Annotated in this window: 15 protein-coding genes; 8 read left to right on the top strand and 7 right to left on the bottom strand. The window is 42.9% G+C overall.

The genetic code is table 11. From position 1 onward, the window contains the following. Positions 1 to 11 precede the first annotated feature (11 nt). A complete protein-coding gene (dnaQ, locus tag F9Y84_RS06400) occupies positions 12 to 722 on the bottom strand; it encodes a DNA polymerase III subunit epsilon (protein ID WP_147391318.1) in 711 nt (236 codons plus the stop codon). 69 nt (positions 723 to 791) lie between these two features. On the opposite strand from dnaQ, the gene rnhA reads away from it, so the two are divergent. Next, on the top strand, positions 792 to 1262 hold the full coding sequence (gene rnhA / locus F9Y84_RS06395; RefSeq protein ID WP_125252324.1) for a ribonuclease HI: 471 nt from the start codon (positions 792 to 794) through the stop codon (positions 1260 to 1262). Between the two features lie 62 nt (positions 1263 to 1324). On the opposite strand, the gene F9Y84_RS06390 is transcribed toward rnhA, so the two are convergent. After that, a complete protein-coding gene (locus F9Y84_RS06390; RefSeq protein WP_125252325.1) occupies positions 1325 to 2074 on the bottom strand; it encodes a class I SAM-dependent methyltransferase in 750 nt (249 codons plus the stop codon). Between the two features lie 52 nt (positions 2075 to 2126). Here F9Y84_RS06390 and gloB point away from each other — a divergent pair, with 52 nt between their 5' ends. Both gloB and F9Y84_RS06380 read left to right on the top strand, forming a co-directional pair. Further along, positions 2127 to 2894, top strand: coding sequence for a hydroxyacylglutathione hydrolase (gene gloB / locus F9Y84_RS06385; RefSeq protein ID WP_147391317.1), 768 nt, complete (start codon positions 2127 to 2129; stop codon positions 2892 to 2894). A 223-nt stretch (positions 2895 to 3117) separates the two neighbouring features. Next, entirely contained in the window at positions 3118 to 4692 is a 1575-nt protein-coding gene (locus F9Y84_RS06380) for a lytic transglycosylase (protein WP_147391316.1), read from the top strand. 212 nt (positions 4693 to 4904) lie between these two features. On the opposite strand, the gene F9Y84_RS06375 is transcribed toward F9Y84_RS06380, so the two are convergent. Genes F9Y84_RS06375 through F9Y84_RS06365 form a run of 3 tightly spaced genes read right to left on the bottom strand, consistent with a single transcriptional unit; the run spans position 4905 to position 6399 of the window. Continuing rightward, complete coding sequence (locus tag F9Y84_RS06375) at positions 4905 to 5348, bottom strand: flavodoxin (RefSeq protein ID WP_125252328.1); 444 nt, start codon at positions 5346 to 5348, stop codon at positions 4905 to 4907. Further along, entirely contained in the window at positions 5348 to 6082 is a 735-nt protein-coding gene (gene truC, locus F9Y84_RS06370; protein ID WP_147389683.1) for a tRNA pseudouridine(65) synthase TruC, read from the bottom strand. Before truC ends, F9Y84_RS06375 begins: the two co-directional genes overlap by 1 nt. Next, complete coding sequence (locus F9Y84_RS06365) at positions 6082 to 6399, bottom strand: YqcC family protein (protein WP_128732556.1); 318 nt, start codon at positions 6397 to 6399, stop codon at positions 6082 to 6084. The genes truC and F9Y84_RS06365 overlap by 1 nt, the downstream gene beginning before the upstream one ends. 156 nt (positions 6400 to 6555) lie before the next feature. Here F9Y84_RS06365 and F9Y84_RS06360 point away from each other — a divergent pair, with 156 nt between their 5' ends. Both F9Y84_RS06360 and F9Y84_RS06355 read left to right on the top strand, forming a co-directional pair. Beyond that, complete coding sequence (locus tag F9Y84_RS06360) at positions 6556 to 7584, top strand: DUF3549 family protein (RefSeq protein WP_147389680.1); 1029 nt, start codon at positions 6556 to 6558, stop codon at positions 7582 to 7584. After that, positions 7585 to 7890 (top strand): DUF3301 domain-containing protein, encoded by a 306-nt coding sequence (locus F9Y84_RS06355; RefSeq protein WP_125252331.1) that lies wholly within the window; start codon positions 7585 to 7587, stop codon positions 7888 to 7890. Positions 7891 to 8857: 967 nt separating this feature from the next. On the opposite strand, the gene F9Y84_RS06350 is transcribed toward F9Y84_RS06355, so the two are convergent. Further along, entirely contained in the window at positions 8858 to 9490 is a 633-nt protein-coding gene (locus F9Y84_RS06350) for a GNAT family N-acetyltransferase (RefSeq protein WP_147389678.1), read from the bottom strand. Positions 9491 to 9988: 498 nt separating this feature from the next. On the opposite strand from F9Y84_RS06350, the gene F9Y84_RS06345 reads away from it, so the two are divergent. The 3 genes from F9Y84_RS06345 (at position 9989) to F9Y84_RS06335 (ending at position 11341) form a co-directional block, all read left to right on the top strand. Continuing rightward, on the top strand, positions 9989 to 10216 hold the full coding sequence (locus F9Y84_RS06345; protein WP_125252333.1) for a DUF2789 domain-containing protein: 228 nt from the start codon (positions 9989 to 9991) through the stop codon (positions 10214 to 10216). A gap of 91 nt (positions 10217 to 10307) precedes the next feature. After that, complete coding sequence (locus F9Y84_RS06340; protein ID WP_147389676.1) at positions 10308 to 10568, top strand: hypothetical protein; 261 nt, start codon at positions 10308 to 10310, stop codon at positions 10566 to 10568. Then, the gene (locus F9Y84_RS06335; protein WP_125252335.1) at positions 10568 to 11341 is read left to right on the top strand and encodes a Zn-ribbon-containing protein; all 774 of its coding nucleotides are present in this window, start codon (positions 10568 to 10570) and stop codon (positions 11339 to 11341) included. Before F9Y84_RS06340 ends, F9Y84_RS06335 begins: the two co-directional genes overlap by 1 nt. 43 nt (positions 11342 to 11384) lie before the next feature. Here F9Y84_RS06335 and syd read toward each other — a convergent pair whose 3' ends face one another. Next, the gene (syd, locus tag F9Y84_RS06330) at positions 11385 to 11936 is read right to left on the bottom strand and encodes a SecY-interacting protein (RefSeq protein ID WP_147389674.1); all 552 of its coding nucleotides are present in this window, start codon (positions 11934 to 11936) and stop codon (positions 11385 to 11387) included. Between the last annotated feature and the right edge of the window lie 18 nt (positions 11937 to 11954).

Below are 11954 nucleotides of genomic sequence, written 5' to 3'. Positions count from 1 at the left end.
TATCTCTATCGCTATTGTTGCCACAGACTTTGCCCGCAAGCTTTATTGACCAGCTCCAAGCGTTCTGAATGCGCTAACTCTTCATCGGCAGAGGCGCGTAAAACTTTAAGCGCAGGACGATTACTATCCAATCGAATAATACTTCCAGCTGAATTAGCTTGGTTACCTTTGTTCTGGTTTGCCAAATTCAGCTTTTTTTGTCCTCCCGTCATCGACAGGTAAACATCTGCTAAAATCTCGGAATCCAGCAAAGCGCCGTGTAGCGTACGCTTTGAGTTATCGATATCGTAGCGTCGGCAAAGTGCATCGAGGCTATTTTTCTGGCCTGGGTGAAGATCTCGTGCCATTACGAGAGTATCTAGCACTTGGCAATATTCATGGGTTGCCGGAAAACCTTGGTTTAGTTTAGCAAACTCGTGATCCATAAAGCCGACGTCGAACGGTGCGTTATGAATAACAAGCTGTGCCCCTTTAATATAGTCAAAAAACTCTTGAGCAACTTGATGAAAAAATGGCTTGCCACGTAAAAACTCATTGGTAATACCGTGAACGTCAATGGCTTCTTCTTCAATGTCACGTTGGGGGTTAATATAAACGTGGAAATTATTACCTGTTAGTCTGCGATTAACCAGCTCAACACAACCTATTTCAATGATCCTATGTCCTGCTTTCGGATCAATACCTGTGGTTTCTGTATCCAGTACTATTTGCCGAGTGTGCATATCGTTGCTCGCTTAACTTTGCTATTATTTTACCCTATTCGCACATTTTACATAAAAATAGGCAATTCAGTGCAAAAAACCGTAGAGATTTATACCGATGGCTCATGTTTAGGCAACCCAGGTCCTGGAGGTTATGGTATTTACCTTTCCTATCAAGGGCATGAAAAAGAAATGAGTGAAGGGTATAAACTCACCACCAATAATCGCATGGAGATGCTCGCCGCTATTGTTGCACTTGAAACACTAAAGCGCCCATGTGAAATTACCTTGTATACGGATAGTCAGTATGTGAAGCAAGGCATAGAGTCGTGGCTAGAAAACTGGAAAAAACGCAATTGGAAAACCGCGGCGAAGCAACCGGTTAAAAATGTAGATTTATGGCAGCGGTTAGATGCTGCAACTAGCCGCCACACAATCCAGTGGCGCTGGGTAAAAGGTCACGCAGGAAACAAGTACAATGAACGGGTTGATGACTTAGCGCGAGAGGCTGCATCAGGTTCTAATCTACTTGTAGATGAGGGCTACGAAGCCAGTATTTGATACGCCCTCAGGAGCAGTGTTCCCTGTACCTGCTCCATTAATAATTAACTTGAGTCACAAAGCTACTCTTTATCTTGACAAGTTTGTCTAAGTCCAGCCCCTTTGACTGCTGGTGTCCACTTAGGTTTGACGTGCCACTTAGGTTTAATGGGTGTCAGAGGCATTACTCGCTTTCTGGCCACCAGCATATACACACTACCCATCGGCTTTAAGTAATGTCGACAAAATCGCCGCCAAGGGGCAAAACGAGATAATCTCGACCCACGTGCCAACGAAGCATGAATAAAGCGCTCATCAGCAACGATTTCAAAACCAAGTAAATCTAGCCAGTCTTTTACTCTTGATGGCGTAAAAAAGCGTCCTGACCAGGGCAGCTTCTCTTTGCTGAAGGGCAACATTTGCGCTACGCCACAAAGACTGAATGGGTTAAAGCCTGAGATAACAATATAGCCACCAGGAATTAATGTCCGATGGGCTTCTCGTAGAATATGATGTGGGTCGGAGTGATACTCTAAACATTGACTCAAAATACACGCATCTACCGAATTCTCATAAAATGGTAGCTCATCAATTTCGGCAAAGACCCCTACATGCTTACCTTGCGGCGCAACACAAACTTGATGTTTAATGGGACTTGCAGAGGTATCCATTTGACCACTTAAACACCCCAGCTTTAGCATGTGATAGCCGAACATTCTAGGCAACCATTCATCCAGCCGTTTTTGGATCCCTACTTTTAAGTAATCACCGTGAGGGAAGTCATGCCACTCATCCGGTTTAGGTCCTTGTAAAAAACTTAACGCTGGTTTCATTTACTAAGCTCGTTATACTGATGTTATTAATCACTTTATAGAGCATTGCGTTATGGTGCAAGTCGATGCAATCAAAGCATTTGATGATAATTATATTTGGGTGATAAAAGACCCTACCAGCTCAAGCTGCTGGGTCGTCGACCCCGGTGACGAAAAACCTGTTTTAGATTACTTAAATCAACAAAACCTTACCCTTGAAGGCATCTTGGTTACTCACCACCATTGGGATCATACTGATGGCATCGCACCACTGCTCACGAGTTTTCCACATCTTCCCGTTTATGGGCCAAAAAACGGCAAGTATCAGGGGATCACGCGTCCACTCGTAGAGCACGATACCATTACCCTAGCTGGTATTACCCTAAAAGTTATCGCCACACCGGGACATACGTTAGATCATATTTGTTATGTTAATAACGAGGTCGCCTTCACTGGAGACACTCTGTTTAACGCAGGGTGTGGCCGGTTATTTGAAGGGACGCCTGAGCAAATGTGGCACTCATTTAATAAACTCCTCTCTCTCCCTAACTCATGCCAAGTTTACTGCACACATGAGTACACACTAGCTAACTTAGCATTTGCCCACGCCGTTGATCCAAATAACCTCGCACTCACTGAGTATCATCAACAAGCGCAAAAACTGCGCCAAGGTGGTAGAAGCACTATCCCGACTACCATTGGTCAGCAAAAAGCCATAAATCCATTTGCACGCGCGGCTAAAGCTGACATTCTTACATATACACCTATAGAGTTTATCAGCAATGACAGCACACCCGAAGCTCACTTTGCTGCTTTGAGAAAGTGGAAGGATAACTTTTAACATATTCAACAGTGATTCAATGTAACGTCAATGGCTAGCTATTTGGCGTTACCTTGCTTTATCTCCACTGGAAAACCATTTATTTCTCGCGCTCACTACGAAGTGCTGCTTGCGTCATATTTAGACAGCTATAAAGAAAATAGCAAAGAAGCTTTAAATGCAGATACAAACTCGGTAGTATTGCCGAGTTTTTGTCCGAACCTCCAAACGAAAGAACGCATTTATGAAAAAGCTCGCCCTCGTTGTTGCATCTGCAACAATTTTAAGTGGTTGTGAAATCACCCAAGAAACTCCCTTAGAGACTGCAACAGAGCAAGTTAAGCAGGCTAATTTAGACCATGCGAGCCCTTATGATATCTCTCAGACACTGAGCACCTCATGGCAAGATGAGGACGAAGAAGTTGCCCCTGTATTTGACGATGTATGGGAGCGGATCCGCTATCAGCTCTCTATCGAAGTACCACAAAACCGCCCAGTAGTTGCTGAACGTAACTATTATCAACGCCACCAAGCTTACTTAGACCGTATAGCTAAACGCGCAGAGCCATACCTTTACTACATTGTAGAAGAAGTCGAAAAGCGCAACATGCCAGTAGAAATTGCTTTGCTCCCAATAGTAGAAAGCGCTTTTGACCCTTTTGGATATTCTCATAGAACCGCTTCTGGTATTTGGCAGTTTATGCCCCAAACAGGTGAGCGCTTCAACTTAAAGCAAAACTGGTGGTATGACGGTCGCCGCGATATTGTTGCCTCAACACAAGCAGCGCTTGATTACCTCACCTATCTACATAAAACATTAGAAGGTGACTGGCTCAATGCCATTGCAGCCTATAACTCAGGTGAAGGCAGATTGCTAAGAGCCATCAGAAAAAATCGAAAAAAGCACCTTCCTACTGATTTCTGGTCTCTTGATTTACCAAGAGAAACCACCGCATACGTACCAAAGTTACTCGCTTTGTCAGACCTGCTGAAGCGCTCAGATGAATTCAAAGTGACTTGGCAGCCGATTATTAATGCACAAGTTGTAGATACCGTTGAGGTAGGCTCCCAAATCGATTTAGCTCTGGCGGCAGAAATGGCAGACATATCTTTAACCGAACTTTATCGCTTAAACCCAGGCTTTAATCGCTGGGCAACCGATCCTGATGGTCCGCACCAGTTGCTATTACCGATGGAAAAAGTCGATGCCTTTAAAGATAAGCTAGCAAAAACCGAAGTTAAAGATAGATTACGCTGGCAATATTATACGGTGCAAAAAGGCGATAGCCTGTCGGTCGTCGCAACTAAGTTCAATACCAGCATTGGCGCTATCCGCTCACTCAATAATGTAAACGGAAACATGATACGTGTTGGCCAAAAGCTCCTTGTGCCACTGAGTGACGGTGAATTACAAAGCGAACATTTACCACCTGAAGTACGCCTAGCAGCTAATAAAGTGACGAAGCAAAAGCTAAGTCATACTGTGAAACCTGGCGATACCTTGTGGGATATTAGTCGCGAGTACGATGTCACTGTGAAGCAGCTGGCCAGCTGGAATAAGTTAAAAACTAATGCGGTACTACGCTTGGGTCAAAAGCTCACAGTGTTTAAAAGTGAAAAAGCACCTCGCCAAACAGCACTCGTTGATACGCAGCGTACAATTACCTACAAAGTGCGAAAGGGTGACTCGCTTGCCCGTATTGCTACTAAGTTTAATGTAAACGTCAATGATATTGTAAAATGGAATAATTTAGCTGGGCAAAAGTACCTTCAGCCGGGTCAAAAACTAAAACTAACCGTACAAACTAAACGAGTGTAATACCAATTATCTTAATTAAGTGGTCTATTTTGAGGCGAGAAAATCTTGTCGATAACTAGGCAAAAATTTTGCGATTTAGTTGTTCTAAATAAGAAGTTTTTAACGCTGTTAGCGTCAGATTTACTCCCTCAAATTGAGCAAGTATTAAGTCTAATTGGTATAATACCCGTTTATAAGCAAAGATAGAAATAGAGCCTACGGGCTCTATTTTCTTATAGTTTGTCGGCTAGTGACTGTAGCCAAGGCTTAGCTGGTTCCCATGGCTCAAAATGCTCACAAGCATCGATATCCAAACGTGCTTGCACCCGAGTGGCATTTAATTCCTCGACCAAGGCGTCAATCTGCTTTCCTGCGCCACAATAGGTATCACCGTAACTCCTATCCCCTAACGCAATCACTGCAACTTGCTTACCAGTGAGCATCGGAAACTCACTTTGCATCTGCAAAAACAGAGGTAATAAATTATCCGGAATATCACCTGCGCCGGTTGTCGACGATATAAACAAAATATTCTCGGCTTGTTTTAGATCCGCTAAGGTTGCAGGCTCAACCACATGTGCTTCATGTCCAGCTTGGTTCAAGAGCTCAGCGCTATCGTTTGCCAAGTTTTCAGCATTACCATACATACTACCCACAAAAATAGAAATTTTTGCCATTATTTATAATCCTTCTCATTGTCTGACCACCCTAGGCGAGAAAATACAGCGAGCGTATCTTCTCCGAGATCGGCGGTAATTGAAATCTCAACGTTGGTGTAAGGATGAACAAATTCCAGCCGTGTTGCAAATAACATCAAACGACGTAAGCCAAAGTGTTCAACGAAAAAATGATTATGCTTGTTATCACCGTGGTTCACATCACCAATAATGGGATGTGTTAAGTGATTTAGATGACGCCTGATCTGATGTTTACGCCCGGTATGTGGAAAACACTCAACCAAAGAGTAACGAATACTCGGATATTTACCAAAAGCTATTGGCAATGTAGCTTGCGCCAAACAGTTGACCTGTGTTTGGGCTTCTTGCGGTGCTTTATTCTGATCGGCAAATTTGTCCGCTATCTTATCTAACTCTTCTTTTAACGGCTTATCAACAAGCTTAGAGTCAGGTGCAAAGCCACGTGTTAAGGCCAAATAACGCTTTTTAATTTTACCTGCAATAAAGACTTCATTCATCGCTCGTGCAGCCTCTGAACTCAGTGCAAACAGCAGTACACCAGATGTAGGTCTATCTAAACGATGAACAGGAAAGACATGTTGATCGAGCTGATCACGTAGCATCTGCATTGCAAATTGCGTTTCACGTTTGTCTAAAAAAGAGCGATGAACGAGTAACCCAGATGGTTTATTGATGGCAACATAGTGTTCATCTTGATACAAAATTTCAAGCATTAGCACTCCTTTGCAAATGTACTATCTAAATTTTTCAAGCACTGATGCACAGCATTAAAATATAGGTGGTCACTTAATACCATTTCAGCCATTGGTGCAATAGCCATGTTGGTCGGGAGTGCCTCGCCTTTTGCCACCATATCCCGTATTTTGTTCAAAAATACAAACTGCAACCACTGCTCGAATGCCATGGTATCGCAGCAAAATGGTTCAACAGAGGACAAGGCTTCTGCTGAAATCGGTGAATCTTGCCAAAGACCAGCCGCTTTCAAACACGCTTCTAGTTCGTCTAACTGAATTAATACTTCCGAGTTCATCGGTACTTTCTCATTTTAAATTTTAGACATTATAACTATATGCGTGATCACTCAGCCAGCCAATTCTCGCCTCTGCCCTTTTTATGAGACTTATCAGTACCAATAAAAACCGCTATAATTGCCGCTAATTTCAGTATCAGTAACAACAGAGTATTCATGACAGCGCAAATCTCTACTTTAGGTGAACTATTAACTAACGCCGGTACACAGTGGCGTGTATACGACATAGGCCGTCGCATCACAAAAATCGACAAAAAGCAATTTGCGCAAATTGAAAATACTCAAGCCCCTTACCCATACCCTTTAGCTGGCCACGCTATCATGGCGATTCAGTTTTGGGATAATCAAGCAACTGTTGACCCCTATGTTTGGTTCTTAAAGTTTCCACTGGATGAACAAAGTAAGTTGATCATCGCCAGCAGAGATCATTTTGCTTCAATGGTGATCGAAGCCTTGGGCACTCAATTAACCGGAGAGGCCGCACAAGGGAAACTGGACAACAACCCCTATGTTTTTACCCCTAACGCGAACAAACTCGCTGCGTTCAATGCACTATTAAAGCGTGATCTTAATCGCCCAGCCTCTCAATATTACGAGCACGCCGAACTCTACTTTTCTGGCAAGCTTGGGTTCGATCGTTGGCAAGAGATAGCGCTACAAGGTATTGCAGACTTCGCTCTACGCCTAGACCATGGCCAAAACTCAAGCAACCTGCAACAGGCATGGCCTATTTTGCCTGTAGAAGTTAAGACCCCATTAGCCGCCATGCTTGAACACGTTACTGTCTCAACAACACAAACCGAAGACTTTTTAGCCGTTTTAGCTCACGCCTGCCAAGAACAAAATAAGGATGCCGTAGTCACTAATTTACGCGCGATGTCGGGCAGTCATGCACTTGGTTTAATCGCAAAGGCAGTAGATACGATTTTAGCTTCTGAACTGGCCACCGATGCAGACTGCTTGCTCACTATTGCAGGTCGTACTTGGGAAACACTCACCGATCAAAATAGACTACATAGTTATTTGGAGAAAGCCGCTGAGCACAATCAAATTGATGGTCTTTTCAACAGTATTTTCGCAGATTTAGTTGCAATCCCAATGTTGCGCCCACATGTTTTAGGAATAATGAGGGCAGAGAATCGTAGTAATACTTTGTCACGTGCAATTGGAAGGCTATTTTCTTAAATGACAACACTCTGGCTTTTTATCATCGTATCATCTGTTATCGCGCTATTTTGGTATAGTCGTCAAATCGCAGAAGCCGCAACTAGACACGCCCAGCATCAAGCTGAGAGCTTGCAAGTGCAATTATTAAGTGTAGCTTGTACAAAACGTAGAATTGGTGTGTTGAAAAACGGCAAACTAGGTATAAAGAGCCAGTTTATGTTCGAATTTAGCTCTGACGGTGAGTCAGCCTATCAAGGTAAGCTTTACTTAGAAAATGAAAGGTTGGTACGAAAAGAGTTGCCAGCGTATAGGGTCACCAGCTAATTTTGCATTTACGATTGTTGACGTATCGATAGGGAGTTTTTACAAAAATAAAAAAAACCAAGGCGCCAGCCTGTTTGCCGCGCCTCAATCCTGACGTTTATCCCAAGAGGTATCCAATTCCTCTGCTTTACCACTAAAAAGCAATCCGCCAATTTTTCATCCCCTGAACGGGTATGTACTCCGACTTACCCTTGCCTCATCCTTGTATCGTCCATTCGCACTTCCAGTGCTGTTTCCTTTTAGCCACCTTGGCCTCCACTTCGCGTCCTGCGCTCCTACGCCAGCTTGGCTCCACTTCACACTATCCTTATGTGCTCCATTTATAACATCCTATGTTACTTATCCACTTCGTAGTCATCCTGACCACGCTCCCTCATCCTAAAGCCTTGCTCATCCTTATTTATCTTCCTTGTTCCACTTCGCTTCCCGCGCTCCTTGTCATTCCTTATGACTCCTTATCCCTAATGAAGCTCCGCTTCATACTCTCTTCCTAGAGTTCCATCCTTCCTTGCCTTATGTACTACTTCCTTCTGTTGTCGTCATATTCCTTATCCTTTGACGCTGAGCTCCTGCTCTTGTGTTTCCTTACATTGTTAAGTTTACGGGGTTCTTAATTTTTTGGCAGATAGGCTCAGACAATCTTTTTGCTGTAATTTTAAAGCAAAAAACACAATTTCATTTATAAACAAAAAGATAGAGTTTAAAAACACACCAAACTCGGTATGACAAAACGCCTTTACCCACATTACCGTAGGAGATATCTCACACAACAATTTCCGTTGTTGCTATTTCACTGAAACTTAAGGCATGACGTTGTTATTTACACTTAAGAAGCTTGACGCAAGTTCGTAGTTGTTTCTTGATATCAGAAATGTGTTTACAACAGCTAAACCATTGCAAACACATTCAATGAAGGTAATAAGGCGCACAATAACCAGAAAGGAAAGGTGTAATCCAAATGCAAAAGTTACTTTTTCTTAAACAGCAGCGTCCTCTCAACACTACTAAATACAAAGTTTTTTATAATGTGGTAGTCATGTGCTGTGAATAACGCTAAGTGGTCTTGCTGCGTGATAAATACAGCCATACCCGTGGTCTTATCATGCTGCGATAGCAAGTCATCTAAGGCTGTTAGTAAGTAATGTCCATACCCCAACCCTTGAACATGCGGGTCAACAGCAATAAAAGATAAGAAGTGATACGGCTCATGAGCTTGCAACTCCTCTCTAATTACTCTTTCCTTTTCAATAAGCTGTTGCGTCTGTAAGTACCCAGCACTCATCATCAGCCTAAGTCGCCAATGCCATTGCCGACTCGCTTCTAATTCATTACTATCGGCGATAACACAGGCCACCGCCATCAGCCTAGCTTGGTTATATAACCCTACTAAAGGTTGGCCGGTGTGACCAAATGCGGATAGTTCCTCTCGTATTAGCGCTCTGAGCTTTTTCTCAAAGCTAGCTTCGTGCTTTGCTTGCAACACATGCTTTAGTAAAGGGTCATCATGATACGCTTGGTACAATACGCTTGCTGCTACATTTATATCTTCTGGGCTTAAGAACTTTACTGCTAAATTATCCATTTTAGTTTGTACTGACATAGCCGAACCTTATTATTGATTATTGACACAGTTGACCAGCTGAAGCCGACTTCAACAGCGTTTACGCTATGATTGATTTGACACAAGTCATGCTTTATTCAGCCATAAGCGGTTATATTGTACTCTCTTGGCTTACTAGTTGATCAATTCGAAGGAGTAACCTTCACTAAGAATTACTTTTTAAAACAGCTAAATAGCGAGTTTTAACCTTGTCGAAATCGCCACAAAAATATTGCTGTGCGCAAAATATTGTCGCGGGCCTATAGACAAGATTGACCGCCTTAAAGGAGGCCACTTAAATTAAGCAAATTGTTATTAGTTGCGATATTCACACCATGACTTTTTACCCATGATGACTTGCTAAAGGGTTGGCAACCACCTTTACTATAGTTAACCAAAACTTGGAATGACAACTTGTACTTTCACAAAGGTTATACCAACAGTAGTAAGTTTAATAAGCCAAAGTAAGTAAAACTCAATTAAATGAGGGAGTACGATATGGATACAAGCCGCCACACAATGAGCACATTATTTGCCCAATTAGGGCTAGATAATGATCCTAAATCAATCGATGGTTTTGTTAAGCAGCATCGCCTTCCTGACGAGATGTTACTGAGTCAGGCACCATTTTGGAATGAAGGCCAACGGCATTTTATTGAAGAGTCGTTGCGGGAAGATGCGGACTGGAGTGAAGTGATTGATGAGCTTGACGCTATGTTAAGGTAACCTCTTGTTATTAACTTGGGTGCCCGGCAAATAGCGCCCAGCATCACATGGTGATATGATCTCTTTCTTGTTTCTGGACTCAGGAAGATTTATGCACCCAGTTGTTGCCAACGCCATTAAGAAGTTAGTAGACAGTGGAATCACGCCAACCGTTGCGTTGACCAAGAGTAAACTAACTCAAAGTGTTGCAATGCCCGATATCATTGCGGGTATTGCGGCTTATAAACAAGATCCCACTTGTATAGAAGACTCTCAAGCAATTGACAAGCCCACAGCCCAAGCTTCTCAGAGCCAATTAGACCGCATAGAAGCAAAACTAGATAAGCTTATCGAATTATTGGAGAAGTCATAGTGTTTGTCATTGATCTCATCTTTGATTGCTACGAGGAAACTACCTTAGATGCCGCCGAACAAGCAATCAACCGTGTTGTAAATGCGCTGCGCTTCAATGGTCAAATTATCGGTGATGAGTTCCCAACAGTACTCAAAGAGGGATATTTCATCACTCGAGTTATGTGTCCTGAGGAAGACTCACTACACCCGCTCAATCATAGTCCTTTCGTGAAATTTGCCATTGATGAGCTCCAAAAATCAGGCTTACTTGCACCTAAGGTAAAGGTAATTGGTCAAGACATCCACGCCAATAGTGCCGACGCTTGCCAAACACCGTCTAGCTACATCCTCTATACGACTTATGTTCATACCTGCAGTCCGTTATATTGTGGCGATGATTTCTTACCTGTACCGCTCTATAAAATCCCAGCCATAGCCAATGGCGACTACAAGGCGCTGATAAAATGGAAAGAGGATTGGCAAGCCTGTGATCAGATCCAGATAAATGGTGCTACACGCTGTGAGTTTGCTGCGCTTGAGGAAATATCTAGTACCGACAGTGACCTATACAGAAGAGGAATGGATTTAAGTAAGCGTATTCGCTACCTCACTCAAAAGCCAGTTTACTACTATCTTTATCGAGTAGGTGGAGAAAGCCTTGCGACTGAAAAAGCACGAAAGTGCCCAAGTTGTAATGGTGAGTGGTTATTGGAGTCTCCTTGGTTTGGGCTGTTTGATTTTCGCTGTGAGACGTGTCAATTAGTTTCCAACATCTCGTGGGACTTTCAGTAGTACCATATATGGCATAAGGAGCCTAGGCTCCTAGCTCGTTAATTTACTCGGGATAGTTCGCAATCAAGCAATCTACAAACTCTGCGATTGAGTCTGCCAGCACATGATGTTGTTTTTTCCCAACAAATTCCAGCCCAACTTGCCCCGTCGACACATCCACTGACACCAATAAATCATCAGCTTCGGTTAATCCAATAAATACTGTATCTGGCTGCTTGAGTCTGCGTTTCATTAAGATGTGCCCTGTGATATTTTGCTGAAGTCTATCAAAGTCATCCGCATTCCACGCCTGAAGTAACTCAATTTTTTTACCATCTATGAAGGCTGTTATATTACCTGAAAAAAAATCCCCATATAGTGTATTCAAACCGTCAGGAAATTGTGTTTCAAGTGCATTTGCTAACTCGTCAAAAGTCCCCTTAGGATTACGCTCGACAGCTTGCCAATTAATCTCATTGAGTTTATTAGGCTCACCTTGCTCGCACGGGCTTGGCCAGGCTTCGTCATATTCTGTACTGGGTAATGCTTTAACTGTGCGTTGATAATAATCCGCATGGGCTTGATGAAGGCATGCCATATTCACAGGCTGAGTCATAAGTAAAGCTCTCTTTAT

Source organism: Pseudoalteromonas peptidolytica (genome assembly GCF_012641745.1).
Taxonomy (GTDB): Bacteria; Pseudomonadota; Gammaproteobacteria; order Enterobacterales; family Alteromonadaceae; genus Pseudoalteromonas; species Pseudoalteromonas peptidolytica.
The sequence above is the reverse complement of the archived record's forward strand: the minus strand, read 5'-3'. Positions and strand labels throughout refer to the sequence as shown.

Coding starts and splice junctions, on each gene's coding strand:
- F9Y84_RS06345 (WP_125252333.1), top strand. CDS start 9,989: ATGGATACAAGCCGCCACACAATGAGCACATTATTTGCCCAATTAGGG.
- F9Y84_RS06355 (WP_125252331.1), top strand. CDS start 7,585: ATGACAACACTCTGGCTTTTTATCATCGTATCATCTGTTATCGCGCTA.
- truC (WP_147389683.1), bottom strand. CDS start 6,082: ATGCTTGAAATTTTGTATCAAGATGAACACTATGTTGCCATCAATAAA.
- F9Y84_RS06365 (WP_128732556.1), bottom strand. CDS start 6,399: ATGAACTCGGAAGTATTAATTCAGTTAGACGAACTAGAAGCGTGTTTG.
- F9Y84_RS06360 (WP_147389680.1), top strand. CDS start 6,556: ATGACAGCGCAAATCTCTACTTTAGGTGAACTATTAACTAACGCCGGT.
- F9Y84_RS06350 (WP_147389678.1), bottom strand. CDS start 9,490: ATGTCAGTACAAACTAAAATGGATAATTTAGCAGTAAAGTTCTTAAGC.
- gloB (WP_147391317.1), top strand. CDS start 2,127: ATGGTGCAAGTCGATGCAATCAAAGCATTTGATGATAATTATATTTGG.
- F9Y84_RS06375 (WP_125252328.1), bottom strand. CDS start 5,348: ATGGCAAAAATTTCTATTTTTGTGGGTAGTATGTATGGTAATGCTGAA.
- dnaQ (WP_147391318.1), bottom strand. CDS start 722: ATGCACACTCGGCAAATAGTACTGGATACAGAAACCACAGGTATTGAT.
- F9Y84_RS06340 (WP_147389676.1), top strand. CDS start 10,308: ATGCACCCAGTTGTTGCCAACGCCATTAAGAAGTTAGTAGACAGTGGA.
- F9Y84_RS06380 (WP_147391316.1), top strand. CDS start 3,118: ATGAAAAAGCTCGCCCTCGTTGTTGCATCTGCAACAATTTTAAGTGGT.
- syd (WP_147389674.1), bottom strand. CDS start 11,936: ATGACTCAGCCTGTGAATATGGCATGCCTTCATCAAGCCCATGCGGAT.
- F9Y84_RS06390 (WP_125252325.1), bottom strand. CDS start 2,074: ATGAAACCAGCGTTAAGTTTTTTACAAGGACCTAAACCGGATGAGTGG.